Below are 21,599 nucleotides of genomic sequence, written 5' to 3' on the forward strand. Positions count from 1 at the left end.
GTAGAGATGTACTATTTAATTCTGGCTTTTACATACGCCATTTCAATATTGCCGTTGTGGCTGTTATACTTCATCAGCGATGGGTTATACCTCATTATTTACTACCTGGTAGGCTACCGGAAAAAGATTGTATTTGACAATCTCCGCAAGTCATTTCCGGAAAAATCTCCTGCTGAAATCACCAGGCTGGCAAGGAGTTATTACCGCAATCTGACGGATATGATCGTGGAGACCGCCAAACTGCTGACCATGAGCAAAAAGTCGTTGGAAAAACGTTTTAAATGTGATTTAACAGTATTACATGAACTCTATGCACAGGGCAAAAGTTGTCAGTTGCATTTAGGCCATAATTTCAACTGGGAATGGGCCAATGTATTTTGCATGCAGAGAGTCGGCTTCCCTTTCCTGGTAGTATACATGCCGCTCACCAACAAATCTGCTGATCGCTTCTTCCGTCACTTTCGTGAGAAATCAGGCACAGTACTGATCCCTGCGAATGATATCAGGGAGGCGATGGCACCCTGGCAGCATAAACAACACCTCATTGCACTGGTGGCAGATCAGAATCCTGGCAATCCACGGCGTAGCTACTGGTTCCCTTTCCTGAACAGAATGACTGCTTTCTATAAAGGACCGGAAATGAGCGCCAGAAGGAATGATACACCTGTAGTATTTGTAGACATACGAAAAGTAAAGAGAGGCTACTACGATGCTAAGCTAAAGCTGGCATTTGAACATCCCCAGCAGGAACCGGAAGGCAAGGTCACAGAAACTTTTGTACGATATCTTGAGAACAATATATTGGAACAGCCAGATGTGTGGGTATGGAGCCACAGAAGGTGGAAACATCGCTATAATCAGCAATAAAACCATTCATGAAAAGAGGAAATTTACCAACGGGAATGAACCCTGTTTTCAGAGGGGCTGACCAAAAAGGGGCCCCCCTCTCGGGTAGGTGATGGAGCCGAAATTGCTTTTCCGCAATTCTGAACACCTTCATTTTACTTTTTAGTCAGCCCCTTTATTGCTGATTGACAGTATCTTCCGGCATTGGCGGTAGCGGTGGAATTACTGGTTCCACCATGATATTATTGTTGACAGCTTTCACTCCATTTATATTCTTTACTGCATCTTCTGCTGCTACTTTCGCACTGTCATTAGGGACCTCCCCATTTAGGTCTACTATTCCATCTTTCACCTCGGCAGTGATGCCGGGGGAATTATTCAATTTATCAATTACGGCCAACTTTAGAGTATCATCTCCGGGCCGGCACGAGTACAGGCTGGTAACCACCAGTGTGCTGGCGGCCATCAATAAAGATTTGCAATCCATGGTTAAAATTTTAAAATCCTATAATGCTCTATCCATTGTCGGCAAAGCCGGGATAAAGGGTCATTCCTCCATCAATAAACAAAGTAGTACCTGTGACATAATCACTCTCATCACTCGCCAGCCACACGGCAGCTTTCGCGATATCTTCAGGAACCCCGACCCTGCCATATGGTATCAGTTCCAATAATTTCTGCTCATCCGCTGGCGTATCCCATGCATCTTTGTTAATGCGTGTTTTGATTGCACCAGGCCCCAGACTGTTTACTCTTATCTTATATGGAGCCAATTCCTGTGCCATAGATTGCATGAGTAATTTCACCCCACCCTTGCTGGCTGCATAATTCACATGGCCGGCCCAGGGTATTACTTCGTGCACACTACTCATACAAATTATTTTCCCGGCGGCTTTGGAGCGGGAGGGCTGTACCCCCCTTCTTTTGAATTCCTTTGCGGCTTCACGGGCACATAGAAATTGTCCTGTAAGATTGGTCCCAATTACCACATTCCACTGGTCCAGGGTCATTTCAAGGAATGGCGCATCCTGCTGAATGCCTGCATTGGTCACTGCTATATCAAGCGTACCATAACGGGATAAGATGGCTGAATACATGGTCAGCACCTCCGCTTCCTGACTGATGTCACATTGATGTACGAAACCATCCCCACCGGCAGATTTAATATCGTCCAGGATTTTCTCCGCATCTGGCCTGCTCTTGTCACTGTGAAAGTTAATGATCACGGCAGCGCCTGCTTCGGCCATTGCCAGTGCTATAGCGGCTCCGATACCCGTACTACTACCGGTGACCAGTGCAATCTGTCCTCGTAATTGTTTGCCCATAGAAAATACTATTTTCCACATTGTTTGTCAAAAAGCATACCTCCCGCAAAATCAAAAAGGACCGTGCACCTGGCACGATCCTTTTTTAACTATTTGGTAATAAGTGTATTAATTCAATACGTTATTTTCTTTCACCACTTCCAGCCCTTGTATGCCTTTCATGTTGTTGAAACCACCTTCCACATTGCGCAGGTTGTGAATACCTTCTCTCTTCAGAATGGAGCAGGCAATGATACTTCTGTAACCACCCTGGCAATGAACATACAGGTTATGTAATTCATCGAAATCACCCAGGGTGCCCGGATCTGTCATATCACTCAGGGTCAGGTTAATGGCATCCTTGATGTGACCGTCTGCGTACTCAGCTGGTTTGCGTACATCCACAATCACCAGGTTAGGGTCATGAGGAATGTCCATTGCCAGTTCATCAGGCTCTACGTTAATGATCATATCAAGTTTTTGACCAGCAGCAACCCATGCTTCATAGCCACCTTTCAGGTAACCTACTACATGGTCGAAACCTACACGTGCCAGACGAACGATCGTTTCTGCTTCCTGACCGGGGGTAGTAACCAGTACGATTTCCTGCTCAAAGTTCAGGAGACTGCCCGCCCACTCTGCAAAACGGCCTTCCAATCCGATGCTGAGGGATCCAGGTACAAAACCTTCTGCAAATTCAGTAGCAGGACGTGTATCCAGGATCAGGATGCCTTCTTTCAATTTGGCTTTGAATTCCTCAACGCTCAGGGGCTGGTTACTCTTTTCCATTACCGCCTGCAGCGTATCGTAACCTTCCTTGTTAATTCTTGCATTGATTGGGAAGTAGGATGGAGGTGTAGTCAGACCATCGGTTACTTCAGCAATGAAAGATGCTTTATCGTTAGCCAGCAGTGCATAGTTAGTCGCCTTTTCCTCACCCAGCGTACTGAAAGTATTCGGACCCAGATTCTTACCACAGGAAGAACCTGGACCATGAGCAGGATAAACGATTACGTTATCTGGCAAAGTTTTGATCTTATTATTCAGGGAGTCGAACAGCAGACCCGCCAGTTCTTCTTTAGTCAGGTTACCACTGAAGAGGTCCGGACGGCCTACATCACCTACAAAGAGGGTATCACCTGTAAACAGGCTGGCAGGTTGACCCTGTTCGTTCAGCAGCAGGTAACAGGTAGATTCCAGCGTATGACCGGGAGTATGGATCACCTGCAAACGCAGTTTTCCGATATTGAATATTTCTTCGTCTTTTGCTTTATAGATAGGAAAGCTGGTTACGGCTTCAGGACCATATACGATAGGCGCCTGCGTAGCGGCAGCCAGATCCAGGTGACCTGATACGAAATCAGCATGAAAATGTGTTTCGAAAATATACTTTATAGTGGCATTGCGCTCTTTAGCGAGGTCAAGGTATGCATCGATATCCCGCAGGGGATCTATCACAACAGCTTCACCTTCCGACTCTATAAAGTAGGCAGCCTCCGATAAGCAATTAGTATACAGTTGCTTTACAAACATTGATCTTTGATTTCCTGCAAATTTACGGATAATTAAAGCAGGAAGCTACCATGGGTATGAGGAGAGAATATATTAAGAATGCTAAACAGATATGTATAGCAAAAAAACATCAACCCGTTATGTTGTTCATAACCGGAATGATGTTAAAAGATTTTACAATGCTACTGAGTTATTACTACTAGCAAATGCTTCCCCCGCAAAAATTTGAACCTAACTAAAAGTTCTCAGCTTATTGCACTCTTAGTTAGGCCCCAATATTTTTTGTACTCAGCTGAGCAATAACCAAAACCATATTAGCCTACCAGCTCTTCTACGAATTTGGCAACTTCTGCTATACGTTGTTTGTTAATCGTATAGTGAATGAATTTACCATCTCTTTCGGTAATCACAATGCCGGCACGACGAAGAATAGCCAGGTGCTGTGAAGCTACTGACTGCTCAAGACGCAGCTTAACGTAGATTTCAGTCACTGTCATTTTTTTGTGATCTTCCAGCAGCTTAATCATTTGCTGGCGCAGCTTATGATTTATTGCACGCAATACCATAGCTGCCTTCTTAACGGCAATGTAATCCAATTTAATTTGGTCTTTTTCATTGGTACCTCTAGAAATAATAAGAGTATTAGAAGAGGTCGTTAATAATGTTTTTTCCATCGCATAATAGTTTTAAAAATGATGAAATGAAAGGGATCAACGGACAGTAAACCCATAACTTGTTAGAAAACAATAACCGGGTATCGATTTATACAAAAATATAATATTAGTCGTAATAAAAAAAACTTCTATACCTTATTTTTTAATATATAGACGGGGTTTACTTGCCAATTAAACGTAATTTGACAGTTCTATGACAGTATTTTTCATAAATGTTAAGAATACGCTTCTTTTTGAGAGCGAATAAGAAGTATTTGGGGGCAAAAGGTGTATTTGTGGCAGTATGGGACTTATTTCTTCATAGTTGAGTGAAAAGGTTTGAGGTAGAATGGACTGAAATATGCCACATCTTCAAATGTACCCTTTTCAAAAGCTTTTTCTGCTAATTGTACCATATGTGCAGCATTCAATGTATATGGTAAAAATGTAGCATGGGCGTGCTGTCCAATTAATTGCTGCCACTTGTCACTACCATTTCCGAAGAAGAAAACTTTCTTGTCAGCCAGTTGAGCAGCGTAAGCCTCAGGAGTTAGAATCAATGCCTGTGGAGCAAGGATTTCATCCAGCTGTGCAGTGTATATGGCGGTATATACTTCCATACGACGTGCATCCAGCATTGGCGCGTACAAGGCATTTTCATCATTAACGACACTTAGGATCCCCTGTGTCATCTGTTGTAGCGTAGAAATCGCTATCAACGGTTTTTCCCAGGCATAACATAACCCTTTGGCAGTAGCCACTCCTACCCTCAATCCGGTATAGGAACCAGGTCCGGCACTCACAGCGATGGCATCCAGTTGTGCAGGCTTCACATGGTGTTCCTGCATTAACTGCTGAATAAACAAAGTCATAATCGCAGCATGATCCTGCTGCTGATCATTGACCAGGGTTTGTATTACCTGTCCATCTTTAGAAAGACATACTGAACCTATATTCGTAGCCGTATCGATATTGAGTATTAATGCCATTATTTAATTTTTTCTAGCTTCCTTTTCCAATAATTCACTGATAGCATATCGTTCATTGCCAGTAGCTGTGTATACAGCAGCAAGTACTTCGTATACTTCTTTGATCCCGATTTTTTTACTCCATTCAAAAGGCCCCATGGGATAATTGGTGCCCAGTTTCATAGCGACATCAATGTCTTCCCTGGATGCTGTGTTTGTTTCAGCCGCCATGTAGGCCTCATTGATGATCATACATACCACCCGGGGAGTGACCATACCTACCGCATCCTGCACCAGTTCATACTCCCAACCCAGTTGCTGCATAATAGCTGCTAAAACAGGTTGTTGAATTGCTTCCAGCAGGGAGATTTCTGTCACCGGCATATCAATAAACCCCGGTAACCAGTTGCAACCGATCAGCGTACAACCATATGTTTTCTTAACAGTCTGCAGAGAGGTTTTCACCACACCTGCCAGCACCGGAATAGCCGGATATTGCGCGTAAACAGAGGCATTTTCCGGATGCGCATCAAACTGTAAGTCAATGACGAGGTCCCTGTTTTGCAGTGCTTCCGCTCCTTTCAGGCTATCGGTCCGCTCCACTGTATGTGCAACCAGACCACCTTTGCGCTGTAACGATATAAAATTTTGCTCATCTCCGATAATAAGGATATTCATGGGCTAAATTTTCGCAAACCTATTAATTAATAACTAATTATTTTTACACTATGGAAAAACAGATCATCAATACTCCGAATGCGCCTGCTCCAATTGGCCCATATAACCAGGCAATCCTGACAGGTAATATGCTTTTTGCTTCCGGACAGATTGCTATCAATCCAGCCACCAATCAGCTGGTAACTGAAGATATCGTTGCAGAAACACACCAGGTAATGCAGAATGTAAAAGCGATTCTGAATGCTGCAGGTATGGATTTCAGCGATGTACTGAAGAGCACCATCTTCATCACCGACATGAACGATTTCGGCAAGATCAATGAAGCTTACGGTAGTTACTTCAGCGGTTATTTCCCTGCCCGCGAAACGGTGCAGGTAGCGGCTTTGCCCAAGAACGTACACGTGGAGATCTCTGTGATCGCCAGCAAATAATATGAAAGCCAGGGGCTGACCAAAAAGGGGCCCCCCTCTCGGGTAGGTGATGGAGCCGAAATTGCTTTTCCGCAATTCTGAACACCTTCATTTTACTTTTTAGTCAGCCCCTGTTCCAAATAAGGTGGTAGCCAGTTTCGCATCATGGCCATATACATCATCTCTGAAATTCAATCTGCCCTCACTGTCCACAAACGCAGTGAAATATCCGATAAACACCGGCACCCGTTGTTTCAGCGTTACAAACTTTTCCTTACTCGCATTCATCGCATCTACAATCTTTGACTTCGTCCAGCTGGAATCTTTGCGCAGCAACCATTCTGCCAGGTGCTGAGGTTCGGAAACCCTGATACAGCCATGGCTGAAAGTACGTTTGTTCTCACCAAATAAACCTTTGGATGGCGTATCGTGCAGATAGATATTATATTCATTCGGGAAGAGAAATTTCACCTTACCCAAAGAATTGGATCCACCCGGTAATTGACGAATAATATATGGGAAATTAGAAGCAGAAGCTTTAGCCCAATTAATAGATTGGGCACTTACTGGTTTGCCATTTCCTGTCACCACTTCCATATGGTTTCTGGCCAGATAGCCACTGTTGCGACGCATAGCAGGTAGCACTTCTTTTTGCAGGATACCAGGCGGTACATTCCAATATGGGGCAAACACTACATACTTTACTTCATTGCTGAAGATAACGGTATTCGCACCTGGTTTTCCTACTACTACATTGCAACTCCAATCCAGTTTACTGCTATCGTATACATACAGTTTAAATGCAGGAATATTTACCAGCAAATAAGTAGATGGTGGTGAAGCAGGTACCCAACGCAGACGCTCCATGTTGATCAGGATTTGTGTAATACGTTGTTTAGGTGTTACATTCAGTGCACGCAGTAAAGGTAACTGAATAGTTCCATCCGTTTTTAGACCGGTTCTATCCTGGAAGTTGCGGATAGCTGAATCCAATGCTGGTGTAAACAAAGCAGTAGTATCATCTGCCACCAGATCGCCTAACAGATAAAGGCGATGTTTTACACTTGCAACCACTGGTGCAGAGGCTCCTTGTTTATATAATTTCTCTGCTGCACGCAGGGAATCCCATGGCTCTTTTTCCAGTGCAGCCAGTTGTTTGAGTTTATTGCGCAACAGTTTATACTGTATGTTTACTGGTTCTTCAAATGCATTTGCTGAACGGGTGATCATAGAGTCCAGCAGGCCTTCCATATTGATCTGTTTGCGAGGAATGAACCATTCCAGGTCTTTGGCAGTATCAGAAGTCAGACCACCCCATACTTTATTGCCATAAACAAAAAACTGGGCAGTGAGCGACAGTTCAATCTGGGAAACAGATTTATCACCTGGTTTCAGTTTACCTCCTTCCATCATGAGGGTATCGTACACGTCCCGCAGCGGACGGCTGATGATACTAGTATCATTCAAACCAAAGGCGGCATCAGATTTCATCAGGTTGATAAAGTTACCTGCCTGTTCGGTCAGTTGTCCATCATTGCCAATCCATGCAAAGTGATAGTTACGTTGTCTGTAGAAGCTACGGATATAAGAAGCATTGCTGGAATCGTGCTGTAAAAAAGTATTTACAGCATTACTATCAAGCGTCAGGTCAATATAGTCCTTCTGGGTATAGTGACTGGTATCTCTTGCGCGCTGTCGTTTACGTTTACCTTCGTGGTTACAGGATGCGAAAACAGCTGCCAATGCAAGCAGAAATAGGGGAACATTGCGCATGATCATGATTTAATGTGGTATTGTATAAAAGTAAAGGAAAAAGTTGATACCCATTTAAAAGCAAAATGCTTAATGCGGTTACGGCATTAAGCATTTTGCAATATTGTGCTGATTCAGTTCTAGAGTTTTATTTCTTCATCATTGACATCAAAAAAGCGATACTCTGTCAGGTGGTAGTTAGAGTCAGCTTTAATTTTGATCCATTTCTTATACAGGAAATACCATTTCCATTGACGAGAGGTAAGGAATCCTTGTGTAAGGAAAGCTTTAAATATGGGGTGCACATGGATGGAGAGTCCCTTATGCTGATGGTTAATCAGGTATTGCAGGTTCTTTTCGATGTCATCAATGATCAGTACAGAAGCGCCGATTTTGCCGGTACCATGACAGGTAGGGCAATCTTCTGCTACAGAAATTGTGACTTCCGGTTTCACCCTTTGGCGGGTGATCTGCATGAGTCCGAACTTGGAGATAGGCAGGATGGTGTGTTTAGCTCTATCCTGGGCCATAAATTTCTCCATTGCTTCATACACTACCTTTTTGTTTTCAGGCAGCTTCATATCGATGAAGTCAATGATGATGATACCTCCAAGGTCGCGCAGACGTAGTTGTCGGGCAATTTCGGCAGCAGCTTCCAGGTTGGATGCCAGGGCATTTTGTTCCTGGTTATTACTGGAGCTCTTGTAGCCGCTGTTCACGTCGATGACATGGAGGGCTTCAGTTGCTTCAATAATAAGGTATACACCACTATCCAGGTTGACAGTTTTGCCAAAGGAAGCTTTTACCTGACGGGTAATGCCGTAGTGATCAAAAATGGGTGCGCCATTATGATAATAAGTAACAATATCCTGCTTCTCGGGAGCTATCTTTTGGATATACGCCCGGGTATCAGTGTACATGTTCTTATCGTTAATCACGATCCTGTTAAAACTTTCGTTCAGCAGGTCACGGAGAATACTGGTAGTCTTGGCCTGTTCGCTCAGTATTTTCTGTGGAGGTTGTGCGCCCTTCAGATTTGACTGAATATTTTTCCAGGTTTCGACCAGGGTGGTAAGGTCTTCGTGCAGTTCTGCAGTTTTCTTTCCTTCAGCGGCTGTGCGGACTATCACACCGAAATTGGGTGTTTTGATAGCTTCGACGATCTTTTGCAGGCGTTTTCTTTCTTCGGAAGAGTGTATCTTTTTGGATACAGCTACAATGTCATTAAAGGGTGTTAACACGATAAATCTTCCTGGTAAAGAAATCTCGCAGCTCAGACGGGGGCCTTTTGAAGAAATGGGCTCTTTCAGAATTTGCACAAGAATATTGGGTTTACCGCCCAGTACGTCTGTGATTTTACCGGTTTTTACAATTTCCGGCTCGTTCTTAAACTTTGTAAAATCAAACCCCTCGGGGGTTTTATCAGAAATAGCCTGCTGGGTAAATTTTAGTATTGAGCGTATGTAAGGGCTAAGATCAGTGTAATGCAAAAAGGCATCTTTCTCAAAGCCAACATCGACAAACGCCGCATTCAGGCCTGGAATTAGTTTTTTAACCCGCCCCAGGTATAAATCTCCTACAGCAAAATTGGGGTTGCCACTTTCATGATGCAATTCGACCAATTTTTTATCTTCCAGCAACGCTATTTCCACACCAGTAGGTGCCGCATTTATAATTAGTTCCTTGTTCAAGCGTCCAAAATTTTAACCATTATAACTTCACCTTTATGTTATGCACGACTATTTAATAACAGCTTACTGCATACCAGATTATAGCTAACAATGACGTTAGCATACATGATGATGGATTGCTTAAGGGTTTAGCGATCTAGCAGGTAATATCCGGGATGCTAAGCGGGAATTGTGGAAAAACCTGCATGACTTCAGCAATTTAAGAATAATCGCTAAAATCATGCAGGGTATATAAAAAAATTTATCCGATTAACACGCCGCAAATAAAACCTGGTTAGTATAAATGGCGGGAAACAGGAGAAAACTATTTCTTATTTTTCTTATGCCGGTTCTTTCTCAGTCTTTTTTTACGTTTGTGAGTGGCAATTTTATGTCTCTTTCTTTTCTTACCGCAAGGCATGCTAAAAAGTTTAAAATGTTTAAAAAATAGAATATTATTGAATACTCTTAATATAATTGTCAATTTCAGCCTTTAGGGCTGGGTCTTTGAGCAGTTTTTTGCATTGCTCAAACAGTTCCACTGCTTTTTTTACATCACCCTTAGAGCGGTAAGCTTCGGCCTGGACGAAAATAGCTTTCGCTTCGTCCGGATGGCGTTGCAACAGTGTATCCATACGTTGGATGGCTTTGTCATACTGTCCGGATTGGATAGCAAGATTGGCCAGTGTCAACTGAGCTTCAAGATTGTCGGGATTGGCAGCCACCACTTCCCTGAGTTTCTGGACACCCACCATAGGTTCGCCTGTATTCATATACAACAGCGCCTGTTGAATCTTAAGGGAATCATTGTTCGGGCTAAGTTTAATAGCCTGATCCAGCAATGAGAGCGCCTGTTGGCTTTCCCATTTACTAATTGCCGGGTCCTGAGCATGTTCCAGGTGTTCCAAAAATAAATTGGCTGCAAAGGTGAGGCTTTTTTCGGAATTTTCCAACTTGGCGGCTTCGCCAAGATAATGCGCAGCTATGGGTAGTTGGTTAAGGCTATCCCAGGAGGCATAAAGCTGTTTATAAGCGGCTATTTGCTGAGTTTTAACATCACCCCGCACTACTTTATTTTCCAAAGAATTGATCAAAAGTAATTTATCAGCAGGGACTTTTTGCTTGGCAGTAGCCAGCAATTCGCTAAAGGCAATAGGTTGCTGCTCCTGACCGCCCATCATAGGGCCGGCAGTTGGCATCGCTTTCTTCTCCGAATGTGGTATGGTGCGGCCGAAGGCGACCAATACAACTAGTAATGCCACCGCGGCACCTACCAATAGAACTTGTGATTTTTGCACGCCTTAAATATTAGGCTGCAAAATTACGAAGAACTTTTAAGCTTCTTTACCTCAGCAACGAATTCTTTCGAAGGTTTGAATGCAGGAATAAAGTGCTCTGGAATTTCTACCGCCACATTCTTCTTGATGTTACGACCAATCTTGGCCGCTCTCTTCTTTGTAATAAAGCTACCAAAACCTCTAATATAGATATGCTCGCCATTAGCCAACGCTTCCTTGACCTCCTTAAACATGGCTTCTAGTGTTACTAACACATCTACTTTAGGTATGCCGGTTTTTTCAGCAATATTGTTAATTAAGTCAGCTTTTCTCATAATTGAAGCGAAGGATTACTTGTCCCAAAATTATTTAATTTTTTTTAATTGCTGAATTTTAAGCAAATAAATTTTATCTTTTTTTCTTATACCTTATATCTTTTTAATAATCACTCTACAAGTCTTTGTGTACTAAGCTTTAACGAATTTTATAGCATTGGGTACAACTTTAGCAAAGGTCATATTCTGTGATCAGTATATGCTCACATCGATAGGTATGAAGCAGAATATTTCACTAAACCACTACTTAACGAATATACAAAAAATAATATTCATTTTGTCTTTTTTTTCTGCTCTTAATGAAAAAGTTGTGTTCATTTTAGCAAAATCAAATTCGGGATCCTACCTAAATATAACGCATTTATCTACACATTAGTCTATTTATCAGCTAGTTCTGTTAAAAAAGTATTCAGATGAACGGTTATTTTCATATGTGATAGATGATTATATATATTTTCACCGCACCTCCCTTTTCATCTACTCATTTTATCATTCCCGACTCGCTTATCTTTGCATTTCATGAAACAATTTTTCACTAGCGCCCTCCTCGAATGGAATCGTGATGATAATTCACGCTCAATGCCATGGAAAGGCGAAAAGGACCCCTATCGGATATGGCTGTCTGAAATCATCCTTCAACAAACCCGCGTGGAACAAGGATGGGCTTATTACGAGAAATTTATACAGGCTTACCCTACCGTACAGCAGTTAGCCGCTGCTCCGGAAGAAGAAGTATTCCGCCTCTGGCAGGGATTGGGTTACTATGCCCGTTGTAAAAATATGCTGGCAGCCGCCCGCCAGATCGTTTCCCAGTATCACGGGCACTTCCCCAATACCTACGAGGCCATTCAGTCCCTCAAAGGTATTGGCCCTTACACCTCCGCTGCTATTGCTTCCTTTGCGTTCAACCTTCCACATGCTGTGCTGGATGGCAACGTATTCCGTGTACTTTCCCGCTTCTTTGACATCGATACACCTATAGATAGCACCGCCGGCAAAAAACAGTTCGCTACCCTGGCTGCCGAACTTCTCCCCCATGGAGAATCAGCTACTTATAACCAGAGTATCATGGACTTTGGCGCTGTTGTATGTAAACCTCAGCAACCCGCCTGCAAATCATGCCCCCTGGCTAAAAAGTGTAAAGCCCTTCACCTGGGCCTTATTAGCCTGCTACCAGTAAAGGCAAAAAAACTAGTGATCAAAAAACGCTACTTCAACTACCTGATTGTAAGACATAAAGACGATTTCTATATCCGTAAGCGTACGGAAAACGATATCTGGCAAAACCTACATGAGTTCGTACTCATCGAAACCAGCACACCTGCCGATATCAGTGAAATAAAAAAACTCCCCGCATTCAAAGAAAAAGTAGGAGATATACGTTATAACATAGATGCAGTGTCCGCCTCGTCTAAACAGCAGTTGACCCATCAAACCATCTATAGTCAGTTCATTATGCTGTCAGTGACTAAAAAGCCTGAGATGCCCGGCTATACAGCAGTTCCTCAGGATCAACTGGATAGGTATGCATTCCCAAAAACCATTACAGACTTCCTGAAACGTGGCGAATTGAGCTTGTTCTGATGCAAAAACTCTCTGAGGACAAAGTGCGCCCAACTTGCTGCGGCAAGGTATTTGAAGCTAAAACTAGTCAGCATTTTTTTCACAACGATTTGAAAAAAATGTTAACTTTAAGAAGGTTGTTTATTTAAAGAAACAGTATATTTCCATCGTTAAAATCAATAGATTAAAACCTGCAACAATGAGAGGTGTTAATAAAGTAATCCTGATTGGCAACTTGGGTAGAGATCCGGATGTACAGTTTTTAGAAGGCAATATCGCAGTAGCTAAATTTTCTCTGGCTACTACGGAGACATTTAAGGACAGGGCCGGTAAACTGATCTCCCAAACAGAATGGCACACGGTAGTTTTATGGCGTGGACTGGCAGAATTAGCGCAGAAATACCTGCACAAAGGCAGCCTGGTTTACATTGAAGGACGTCTGCGCACACGTAGCTGGGAAGATAAGGAAGGAAATAAAAAATTTGCTACCGAAGTTGTAGGTGATAACCTCGTTATGCTGGATAAACGCATGGATCTTAATAATTCAGAGCATGCCATCCATCATAGTAATACAGGCAGCACTACCGGTGACAATTTCCCCAATATGGACATCCCCCCCCAAATTAGTGACGCAGCTGACGATCTGCCCTTTTAAACTATCCAATTAAAATATTAATTCTTTTTGCTTGATAACCCCGTAATGGGGTATTACTTATATTTGCATATAGGGAAAGCGATTCAATTTAATACCTGAATTTCTTTCCCATTTTTTTGGAACCTGCTTTGCAGTGTAATGCTGGTTTTTAATTCCTTAACGAAAAGTTGAACAATTTGTACACCTATCCGGCAAGCATTATTTCTGGTAAGCTCACCCTGTTACAAGCCTCGGCACCAATTGCCACGCCAAACGTGGTGATTTACCTGCTTGTAATCTTCATACTCTTACTCCTGGCTTTCATCGTCTCCGGCGCAGAAGTAGCCTTCTTCTCCCTGAATTACAAGGACCTGAACGCTCTGAAAACCAGGCAAAACACCAGTGGAAAACTCATTACCAAACTCCTGGAAAAGCCCCGCTCCCTGCTGGCATCCCTCCAGATAGCAGGTATACTCCTTTCCCTGGCATTCATCATGGTGACCAGCTACCTCATCACCCAAATGGAAGACCTGCAGACCCTGCCTGTCGTTTCCTTCGTGGTGCGCATAGCCATCATCATCTTTGTACTCCTCTTCTTTGGCCAGGTACTCCCCAGGGTATGGGCCGCCCAAAACAACATTCGCTTTGCTACCTACTTCGCCTGGTTTGTAAGCATTATTCATGCTACCCTCGAACCAGTCAGCGACTTCTATGTAAGCATGAGCGAAAGCATCGAAGCCCGCTTCTTCCATCGTGGCAGCGGCGCTGTCAACTACCAGGAAATAGACGAAGCCATCGAAATGAGTGTGGACCCGACCGCCTCACAGGAGGAAAAAAACATCCTGAAAGGCATCCTGAAGTTTGGCAATATCACCGTAAAACAAATCATGCATACCCGTCTGGATGTGCACGGTGTGGAATACGACGCCCCTTTCGATGTAGTTGTCAAACATGTAGCTGACCTCCACTATTCCCGCCTGCCTGTTTACAAAGGCAATCTGGACAATATCGTTGGCGTTATACATACCAAAGACCTGCTCCCACACCTTGACAAAGGCAATACTTTTGACTGGCATACCGTAATGCGCCAGCCATTCTTCGTTCACGGCCACAAGCTCATCGAAGACCTGCTATCTGAATTCCAAACCAGGAGAATGCACTTTGCCGTAGTGGTAGATGAATTTGGTGGTACCTCCGGTATCGTAACCCTGGAAGATATTGTAGAAGAAGTGATCGGAGATATCAAAGATGAATTTGACGAAGAAGAATTCAACTATTCCAAAGTTGACAACTATACCTACGTGTTCGAGGGCAAAACCATGCTCAACGACGTTTGCCGTATCATGAACATTCCTCCGGATACCTTCGAAACTGTAAAGGGTGAAAGCGACTCCATCGGAGGCCTGATCCTTGAACTGGCTGGTAAATTCCCGGAAGAAAACAGCGTGATCACCTATGGAGATTATGACTTTACTGTACTGGAAAAGAGCAAGATGCGCATCCAGAAAGTACAGGTAAGCGTAAGGCAAAACGTGGAAGAAGAATAATATCACAACATAGAAGCAATGAACTGTAAGAGAAAAAGAAGCCTGTCAACTGTTACCGCCCGGCTGAAAGGCTGTTTCATGCTGTTATTACTGCCGTTGCTGTATACTGCCTGTGACCAAACATATACTCCTAAACCAAGAGGATACTTCCAGATCAATTTTCCTAAAAGAGAATATCGCGTATTTGACCAACCCGGATATCCATATACATTCGAATATCCCGTTTACGCCAATATAGTCAAGGACAGCCTCTTCTTTGGACAAAAAACTGAAAATCCCTATTGGATAAATGTAGAGTTTCCTACCCTCAATGGGAAAATATACATGAGCTATAAAGAAATCGGGAAAGGGGAAAACGACTTCCAGAAACTCATTAATGATGCCTTTAAGATGACTTATAAGCATACTTATAAGGCAGAATACATTGAAGAAAAAAACATCGGTAACCCAGCCAACCACATTTATGGTCTTTTCTACGATGTAGGAGGTAACGCGGCTTCTGCCAAGCAGTTCTATATGACAGATTCCGTAAAACACTTCCTGCGTGGCGCCCTTTATTTCGACGCTGCACCAAATGCAGACTCCCTTGCACCAGTACATAAATTCCTGCAGGAAGATATGCTGCACCTGGTGGAAACACTGAAATGGCGTTAGACTCCGAACCGAACCATGCAAAAGCAACCAGATTGTTGTAATTTTGCGGTCATTATCCTACCAATGATCATCATAGACGATAAATATATCAGTGACGAAATAGTGGAAGAAAAGTTCGTGTGCAACCTGGGGGCCTGCAAAGGAGCCTGCTGCGTAGCAGGGGACTGTGGAGCTCCACTGGACAAAGACGAAGTAAAGATCCTGAAGAAGGTCTATCCAAAAATCAAGTCTTACCTGCGCCCGGAAGGGATCGCCGAAATAGAAAAAACCGGGACCAATACTATTGATGATGAATATGGGTATGTAACCCCTATCGTGGATGGTGGTATCTGTGCCTATGCCAGCATCGACGAATATGGCGTAGTAGGTTGCGGTATAGAAAAAGCATACAAAGACGGCATCGTAGATTATAAAAAGCCGATCTCCTGTCACCTCTACCCCATCCGGGTCACTAAATACGAATCTTTTGAGGCGGTCAACTACGACCGTTGGGACATATGTAAACCAGCATGCAAGAATGGCAAAAGCCTGAAAGTACCGGTGTACCGCTTCCTCCAGGAAGCTATCATCCGCAAATACGGGGAAGAATTTTACGCCGTGCTGGATAAAATAGCGACCAAAAAATACCGCGCAGATTAAGGCTGACGGCCTGTGGTATTATCCATTGGTAATTCCCTATCTTTACTAAATAAGTTGTCTAAATACACCACCATACCGTTTTCCGGTATGGCTTTTGTCATTCGCAATCAGCAATTCTAACAAAGTATGCATCAGAATGCCTCCACATTCCTGGACAAGAGCGAGAAGAAAGCGACAGACCTCGGTCATCGCCAGACAATCAATTATAATATAGGCAAGTATAATACAGCTGTAAAAGCCGGAAAAAATCAGTTCTCCGATCTGATGACTGCTCGCGAACGCGCCAAGAATATCAAATGGAGAGCTATTGAGCAGCTGGACAAACACCTCGAAGAGTTTGAATCCAACCTGACCCGTCGTGGTGGCAAAGTGATCTGGGCGGAAAATGCGGAGCAGGTGCTGGAAGAAATACTGAACATTTGCAAAGCCAAGAATTGCAAAAGCATCGTAAAGAGCAAATCAATGGCGACAGAAGAAGTTCATTTGAACAGCTTCCTGGCCGATCATAATATTGAGTGTGTAGAAACAGACCTGGGAGAATACATCCAACAGCTGGATGGTGAGCCGCCTTACCACATCGTAACACCCGCCATGCACAAAAGCAAGGAAGATGTAGCCCGTCTGTTCGAAGAAAAACTGGGCACGCCTCCCAACCTCACTCCCCAGGAGCTGACCATGGTAGCCCGTGAAAAACTCCGTCAGAAATACCTGGATGCCGAAATCGGCATTACGGGGGCAAACTTCATCATTGCAGATATCGGTGGTATCGCCGTAACTGAAAATGAAGGAAACGCACGTCTGAGCACCGCCTTTCCCAAAACACATATCGTACTGGTGGGCATCGAAAAGATGATCCCATCTATCAATGACCTGGCACTCTTCTGGCCATTGCTGGCGACCTATGGTACCGGTCAGCAGGTAACTGTATATAACTCCATCTTTAGCGGTCCACGTCAGGAAGGAGAAATAGATGGTCCTGAAGAAATGTATGTGATCCTGATGGATAATGGTCGTACTAATTTACTTGCGGATACTGAAGCCAGAGAAGCGCTGTATTGTATTCGCTGCGGTTCCTGCCTGAATGCCTGCCCTGTTTATAAAAACATTGGTGGTCATACTTATGGCACAACCTATAGCGGTCCGATCGGCTCTGTTATTACCCCTCACCTGAAGGGTGTTGAAAATTATATGCACCTGAGTTATGCTTCATCCCTTTGCGGAAACTGTACAGAAGTATGCCCGGTACGCATCAACCTCCATGAATTACTACTCCACAACCGACATAAAGCCGTAGAAGAAAACCATACTTCCGGTGCTGAAAAGATATCCTGGTTTGGCTGGAAACAAGCCAGTCTAAGCCGGCGCATGATGAACCTTGCCAGTGGAAATATGAAGAACTTCTTCATGAAAAGGTTCTTTACCCAAGCATGGGGAGAAGACAGGGAATTGCCTGTATTTGCCCCTAAATCCTTCAACCAGATGTGGAAAGACCGCAAAAAGTAGTAAATTCCAATAAAACACCACAACATGACGCTGATAGCAATATTGTTACCTTGGCTATCATTTTTGCTGAGAGGCAAGCTTCTTTCCGGCATATTATGCCTGATACTCCAATGCACAATACTCGGGTGGATTCCGGCTGCAATTTGGGCAGTCGTATCATTAAATGATAGTCGCGCAGATAGAAGAAACAGGAAACTGATTAAGGCGATAAAGCAGCACAAAGCCAGCTATTGATGCGCTTCCGGGGTAAAATTCACATCAACTTTTACTTTTACAGCTTTTCCATTTGCTGCTGGTAACCAGGCCGGCCCGACTTTGATTAAGCGGATAGCTTCCTGATCACATTCAGCCTGCAGCTTTTTCAGCACCCTGAAATCAGTCAACGAACCATCCGGCTGTACATAGAATTGTACCCTGACTCTACCACTTACGATAAGACCTGCAGGATATTGTACATTTTTAGTGAGGTATATTTCGTACTTCTCAAATCCACCCATAGGAGATGGATCATTATTGCCTGAATTACCGATTACGGTTGTCGTATCTGTAGTTCGTTTCAGTTGCATTCTTACAAATGGCTCGCTGCCTGAATAATTCAGGCTCTTACTTTCATATCCGGGAGCATAGGCAGTGAACAGTTGATTACCTCCCATTTTCTTACTCATTCTTGCGGCCGGGAGAGAGAAATATCCTTCCTGATCTGTAGTTGCTCCATAAATTCCGGTAGTAACGGTTACACCGGCAATACCACTGTCTCCTTTCCAATTAAGGACCCTTCCTTTAATGAGGTTTTGATCATAAGTAGAAAACCTGGATATCTGGTTCATTGTCATCGCCGCATTAGAGGATGATTTATACTCATCATAAACTTTACGGTAATTCTGACTAGCCAATACATCAACAGTATCTTTAGCTACATTAATAGAAGGAGTCAAAGCTGGTGCTGGTGCCAATGTGACCTCTGCCTGCGGCTGTGGTTCTGCCTTGGGTTCATTGAGAGGAGTTGCTATTGGAGCCGTTACAGCAGGTGCCTGAAAACTTTTATTGGTACTCTGTTCCTTCTTAAACATCGTCGCACTTTCCGGCACCTGTACCATCGCTGGTACCTCAGCCGGAATAATGGTATCCGTCTTAACGTCCACCTTCGCTATTTCAATTTTATTCCCTGCAGGCCACAACCAGATAATGCTGGACCCAACTACAAAACAGACCGATGCTGCAACTGCCCAACGCAGATACATTGGAATCACCCTCCTTTTAGCAGGCGCCTGTACCCTTTGCTCCACTCGTTTGCTCAGGTCAGCCAGGTTCATACGCTGATCCGGAGCATGCTTTTCAAAGCCCTCCAGTGCTTCTGCCAGGAACGGATCATCCAAAGCCTGCCGCTCCAGGGCGTGCATAGCCTTGTGATCCAGCTCTCCAGCCAGATAACGGCGTATCAGATCAGGATCTGCCACAGGTTTAATATGATTGCTTTGCTGCTGCATTATGTTCTTCCATACAATTTTTCAGATTGCGCTTCCCATTCTGAATATAACTTTTCACCTTTTTCATCTCATATCCTGTCAGATCGGCTACTTCTTTGTAGCTCTTTTCCTTCAGGTAAAAAAGATCGACACTACGCTTCTGTTCTTCCGGCAAGGTCTCCATACACCTTTCCATCTCCTGGAGATTTGTCTCCAGCGCCGTACCGCCATCATGATGTGTAAATTGCTCGTTTTCCATAACAGGGAGCACATCAAGGGAGATCTCACGGATTTCTTTGTTCTTCATCGCCCGCAGTTTCATCAGACAATGATTGCGGGTCAGGACATGTAGCCAGCTTTTAAAGTTCTGTATCTCATACTGTTGCACTTTCACGATGAGTTCTTCAAAGATCTGCATCACAACATCCTTACTGGCCTCTTCATCAAAATAACGCAAACAGACCCCATATACCAGGTTCATGTAACGCTGGTAAAGGGTAGCGAGATCTTCAAGCTTGCCGGATTGTTTGTATATCCGGATCATCTGTGCATCGTCCGCCCCGTTGTCACTATTGTGATGTATAAATGCCATAGCCCGTAACAAATATAAAAAATAAGCACCGGCATAACCGGTGCTTACAAAATATTATTCTTTCTGTTTAGAAAGACTTAGTGTCTGAAATGACGCATACCGGTCATAACCATCACCATATCATTTTCTTTACAGTAAGTAATTGAGTCGTTGTCACGAACAGAGCCACCTGGCTGAATGATAGATACGATACCTTCAGCATGAGCGATACGTACGCAATCATCGAAAGGGAAGAATGCGTCAGACGCCATAGCTGCCCCTCTCAGATCGAAATTGAATTGCTTTGCTTTTTCAATAGCATGGCGCAGCGCATCGATACGGGAAGTCTGGCCACAACCTTTACCAATCAGCTGCTGGTTTTTCACCAGTGCGATAGCGTTAGATTTCAGGTGTTTACATACGATGTTAGCAAAGGTAAGGTCTGCTTTCTCTTCCGGTGTAGCAGGTTTAGCACCTACATCGTTCCAGTCCTGGAAGTTACCCTTATCATTGCCCTGCAACAGTACGCCGTTCAGCACATTCTTATATACATACGGAGCTACGAAAGGTGCTTTCTGCTCCAATAAGATGCGATTCTTTTTAGCCTGCAGCACTTCCAGTGCATCAGGCGCAAAACCCGGAGCAATCAGGATTTCAAAGAAGATCTCGCTGATAGACTCAGCAGTCGCTTTATCTACTATAGCATTACAAACCAGTACGCCACCAAATGCACTTTCCTTATCACCAGCCAGCGCAGCATCCCAAGCTTCTTTCAGGGTAGAGCGACTAGCGATACCGCATACGTTGGTATGCTTGATGACAGCGAAAGTGATGTCTTTAAATTCCTGAATCAGCTGGCAGGCCGCATCTACGTCTACCAGGTTATTGTAAGACAGTTCTTTACCATGCAGCTTGTTGAAGATCTCAGACAGGTCACCATAGAATACACCCTTCTGGTGAGGATTTTCTCCATAACGCATGATCTGACCCTGAGGTGCAGATACCTGGAAATAAGCATTTGGCTCATTGTTCAGGAAGTACTGTGAAATTGCTACATCATAGTTAGCACATACTTCAAATGCCTTGGCAGCAAAAGCACGACGATCTTCCAGTGAAGTAGCGCCATTGTTGTCAGTCAGTACTTTTTCCAGATCAGCATACTGGTCTTTGGAAGCAACGATCACAACATCTTTGTAGTTCTTACCGGCAGCTCTGATCAGAGATACACCACCGATATCGATCTTCTCGATGATAGTTTGTTCTTCCTTCGTGCTCTTTACAGTCTCTTCGAACGGATACAGATCCACGATTACCAGATCCAGTTCAGGAATCTCGTATTGTGCAAGCTGTTCCAGATCCTGTGGATTATCACGACGAGCCAGAATACCACCAAATACTTTAGGATGCAATGTTTTTACACGGCCTCCCAGGATGGAAGGATAAGCTGTCAGGTTTTCTACAGCCACACAGGAAACACCTAAGTCTTCAATAAACTTTTGTGTACCACCGGTAGAATAGATGGTTACACCCTGTTCACCCAATTTTTTAACGATGTTCTCCAGGTTGTCTTTATAGAAAACGGAGATCAATGCTGATTTTATTTGCTTTTGCATGTAT

22 protein-coding genes are annotated in these 21,599 nt (G+C 43.7%); 9 read left to right on the forward strand and 13 right to left on the reverse strand.

Features of this window, described 5'->3' with window-relative positions; genetic code table 11:
- Positions 1 to 6 precede the first annotated feature (6 nt).
- Positions 7 to 867, forward strand: coding sequence for a lysophospholipid acyltransferase family protein (locus BW716_RS14455; RefSeq protein ID WP_083723282.1), 861 nt, complete (start codon positions 7 to 9; stop codon positions 865 to 867).
- A gap of 154 nt (positions 868 to 1,021) precedes the next feature.
- Here BW716_RS14455 and BW716_RS14460 read toward each other — a convergent pair whose 3' ends face one another.
- The 6 genes from BW716_RS14460 to BW716_RS14485 form a co-directional block, all read right to left on the reverse strand.
- Entirely contained in the window at positions 1,022 to 1,333 is a 312-nt protein-coding gene (locus tag BW716_RS14460; protein WP_083723283.1) for a BON domain-containing protein, read from the reverse strand.
- A gap of 28 nt (positions 1,334 to 1,361) precedes the next feature.
- On the reverse strand, positions 1,362 to 2,171 hold the full coding sequence (locus BW716_RS14465; protein WP_083723357.1) for an SDR family oxidoreductase: 810 nt from the start codon (positions 2,169 to 2,171) through the stop codon (positions 1,362 to 1,364).
- 108 nt (positions 2,172 to 2,279) lie between these two features.
- Entirely contained in the window at positions 2,280 to 3,683 is a 1,404-nt protein-coding gene (locus BW716_RS14470) for a rhodanese-like domain-containing protein (protein ID WP_083723284.1), read from the reverse strand.
- A gap of 293 nt (positions 3,684 to 3,976) precedes the next feature.
- A complete protein-coding gene (locus BW716_RS14475; protein WP_012788619.1) occupies positions 3,977 to 4,336 on the reverse strand; it encodes a helix-turn-helix transcriptional regulator in 360 nt (119 codons plus the stop codon).
- 290 nt (positions 4,337 to 4,626) lie between these two features.
- Positions 4,627 to 5,304 carry a tRNA (adenosine(37)-N6)-threonylcarbamoyltransferase complex dimerization subunit type 1 TsaB gene (tsaB, locus tag BW716_RS14480; RefSeq protein ID WP_083723285.1) on the reverse strand — a complete coding sequence of 226 codons (678 nt, stop codon included), beginning with the start codon at positions 5,302 to 5,304 and terminating at the stop codon, positions 4,627 to 4,629.
- 3 nt (positions 5,305 to 5,307) lie between these two features.
- Complete coding sequence (locus BW716_RS14485) at positions 5,308 to 5,961, reverse strand: 3-hydroxyacyl-CoA dehydrogenase family protein (RefSeq protein WP_083723286.1); 654 nt, start codon at positions 5,959 to 5,961, stop codon at positions 5,308 to 5,310.
- A 50-nt stretch (positions 5,962 to 6,011) separates the two neighbouring features.
- Between BW716_RS14485 and BW716_RS14490 the strand changes: the two genes are divergently transcribed.
- Positions 6,012 to 6,392, forward strand: a complete 381-nt coding sequence (locus tag BW716_RS14490; RefSeq protein WP_083723287.1) for a RidA family protein — start codon at positions 6,012 to 6,014, stop codon at positions 6,390 to 6,392.
- Between the two features lie 99 nt (positions 6,393 to 6,491).
- On the opposite strand, the gene BW716_RS14495 is transcribed toward BW716_RS14490, so the two are convergent.
- The 4 genes from BW716_RS14495 to BW716_RS14510 form a co-directional block, all read right to left on the reverse strand.
- The gene (locus BW716_RS14495; protein ID WP_179091136.1) at positions 6,492 to 8,144 is read right to left on the reverse strand and encodes a murein L,D-transpeptidase; all 1,653 of its coding nucleotides are present in this window, start codon (positions 8,142 to 8,144) and stop codon (positions 6,492 to 6,494) included.
- A gap of 119 nt (positions 8,145 to 8,263) precedes the next feature.
- On the reverse strand, positions 8,264 to 9,814 hold the full coding sequence (locus BW716_RS14500) for an Rne/Rng family ribonuclease (RefSeq protein ID WP_083723289.1): 1,551 nt from the start codon (positions 9,812 to 9,814) through the stop codon (positions 8,264 to 8,266).
- A 434-nt stretch (positions 9,815 to 10,248) separates the two neighbouring features.
- Positions 10,249 to 11,091 carry a M48 family metallopeptidase gene (locus BW716_RS14505; RefSeq protein ID WP_143708856.1) on the reverse strand — a complete coding sequence of 281 codons (843 nt, stop codon included), beginning with the start codon at positions 11,089 to 11,091 and terminating at the stop codon, positions 10,249 to 10,251.
- Positions 11,092 to 11,114: 23 nt separating this feature from the next.
- Entirely contained in the window at positions 11,115 to 11,405 is a 291-nt protein-coding gene (locus BW716_RS14510) for an HU family DNA-binding protein (RefSeq protein WP_072362799.1), read from the reverse strand.
- 519 nt (positions 11,406 to 11,924) lie between these two features.
- Here BW716_RS14510 and mutY point away from each other — a divergent pair.
- From mutY to BW716_RS14545, 7 genes are all read left to right on the forward strand, one after another.
- Entirely contained in the window at positions 11,925 to 12,989 is a 1,065-nt protein-coding gene (gene mutY / locus BW716_RS14515; protein ID WP_083723291.1) for an A/G-specific adenine glycosylase, read from the forward strand.
- 178 nt (positions 12,990 to 13,167) lie between these two features.
- Positions 13,168 to 13,623, forward strand: coding sequence for a single-stranded DNA-binding protein (locus tag BW716_RS14520; RefSeq protein WP_083723292.1), 456 nt, complete (start codon positions 13,168 to 13,170; stop codon positions 13,621 to 13,623).
- Between the two features lie 167 nt (positions 13,624 to 13,790).
- Positions 13,791 to 15,149, forward strand: a complete 1,359-nt coding sequence (gene gldE, locus BW716_RS14525; RefSeq protein WP_083723293.1) for a gliding motility-associated protein GldE — start codon at positions 13,791 to 13,793, stop codon at positions 15,147 to 15,149.
- An 18-nt stretch (positions 15,150 to 15,167) separates the two neighbouring features.
- Complete coding sequence (gene gldD, locus BW716_RS14530; RefSeq protein ID WP_083723294.1) at positions 15,168 to 15,803, forward strand: gliding motility lipoprotein GldD; 636 nt, start codon at positions 15,168 to 15,170, stop codon at positions 15,801 to 15,803.
- A 63-nt stretch (positions 15,804 to 15,866) separates the two neighbouring features.
- Complete coding sequence (locus BW716_RS14535; RefSeq protein ID WP_083723295.1) at positions 15,867 to 16,442, forward strand: DUF3109 family protein; 576 nt, start codon at positions 15,867 to 15,869, stop codon at positions 16,440 to 16,442.
- A gap of 126 nt (positions 16,443 to 16,568) precedes the next feature.
- On the forward strand, positions 16,569 to 17,945 hold the full coding sequence (locus BW716_RS14540; protein ID WP_083723296.1) for a LutB/LldF family L-lactate oxidation iron-sulfur protein: 1,377 nt from the start codon (positions 16,569 to 16,571) through the stop codon (positions 17,943 to 17,945).
- Between the two features lie 24 nt (positions 17,946 to 17,969).
- On the forward strand, positions 17,970 to 18,179 hold the full coding sequence (locus tag BW716_RS14545) for a YqaE/Pmp3 family membrane protein (RefSeq protein ID WP_083723297.1): 210 nt from the start codon (positions 17,970 to 17,972) through the stop codon (positions 18,177 to 18,179).
- Here the strand turns inward: BW716_RS14545 and BW716_RS14550 are convergent.
- The 3 genes from BW716_RS14550 to purH all read right to left on the reverse strand — a co-directional run bounded on the left by BW716_RS14550 (position 18,173) and on the right by purH (position 21,595).
- Entirely contained in the window at positions 18,173 to 19,432 is a 1,260-nt protein-coding gene (locus BW716_RS14550; RefSeq protein WP_083723298.1) for a TonB family protein, read from the reverse strand. The genes BW716_RS14545 and BW716_RS14550 overlap by 7 nt on opposite strands.
- Positions 19,407 to 20,003 carry an RNA polymerase sigma factor gene (locus tag BW716_RS14555; protein ID WP_083723299.1) on the reverse strand — a complete coding sequence of 199 codons (597 nt, stop codon included), beginning with the start codon at positions 20,001 to 20,003 and terminating at the stop codon, positions 19,407 to 19,409. Before BW716_RS14555 ends, BW716_RS14550 begins: the two co-directional genes overlap by 26 nt.
- 77 nt (positions 20,004 to 20,080) lie before the next feature.
- Complete coding sequence (purH, locus tag BW716_RS14560) at positions 20,081 to 21,595, reverse strand: bifunctional phosphoribosylaminoimidazolecarboxamide formyltransferase/IMP cyclohydrolase (protein WP_083723358.1); 1,515 nt, start codon at positions 21,593 to 21,595, stop codon at positions 20,081 to 20,083.
- Between the last annotated feature and the right edge of the window lie 4 nt (positions 21,596 to 21,599).

It is taken from the genome of [Flexibacter] sp. ATCC 35208 (assembly GCF_001975825.1).
Lineage (GTDB): Bacteria > Bacteroidota > Bacteroidia > Chitinophagales > Chitinophagaceae > Chitinophaga.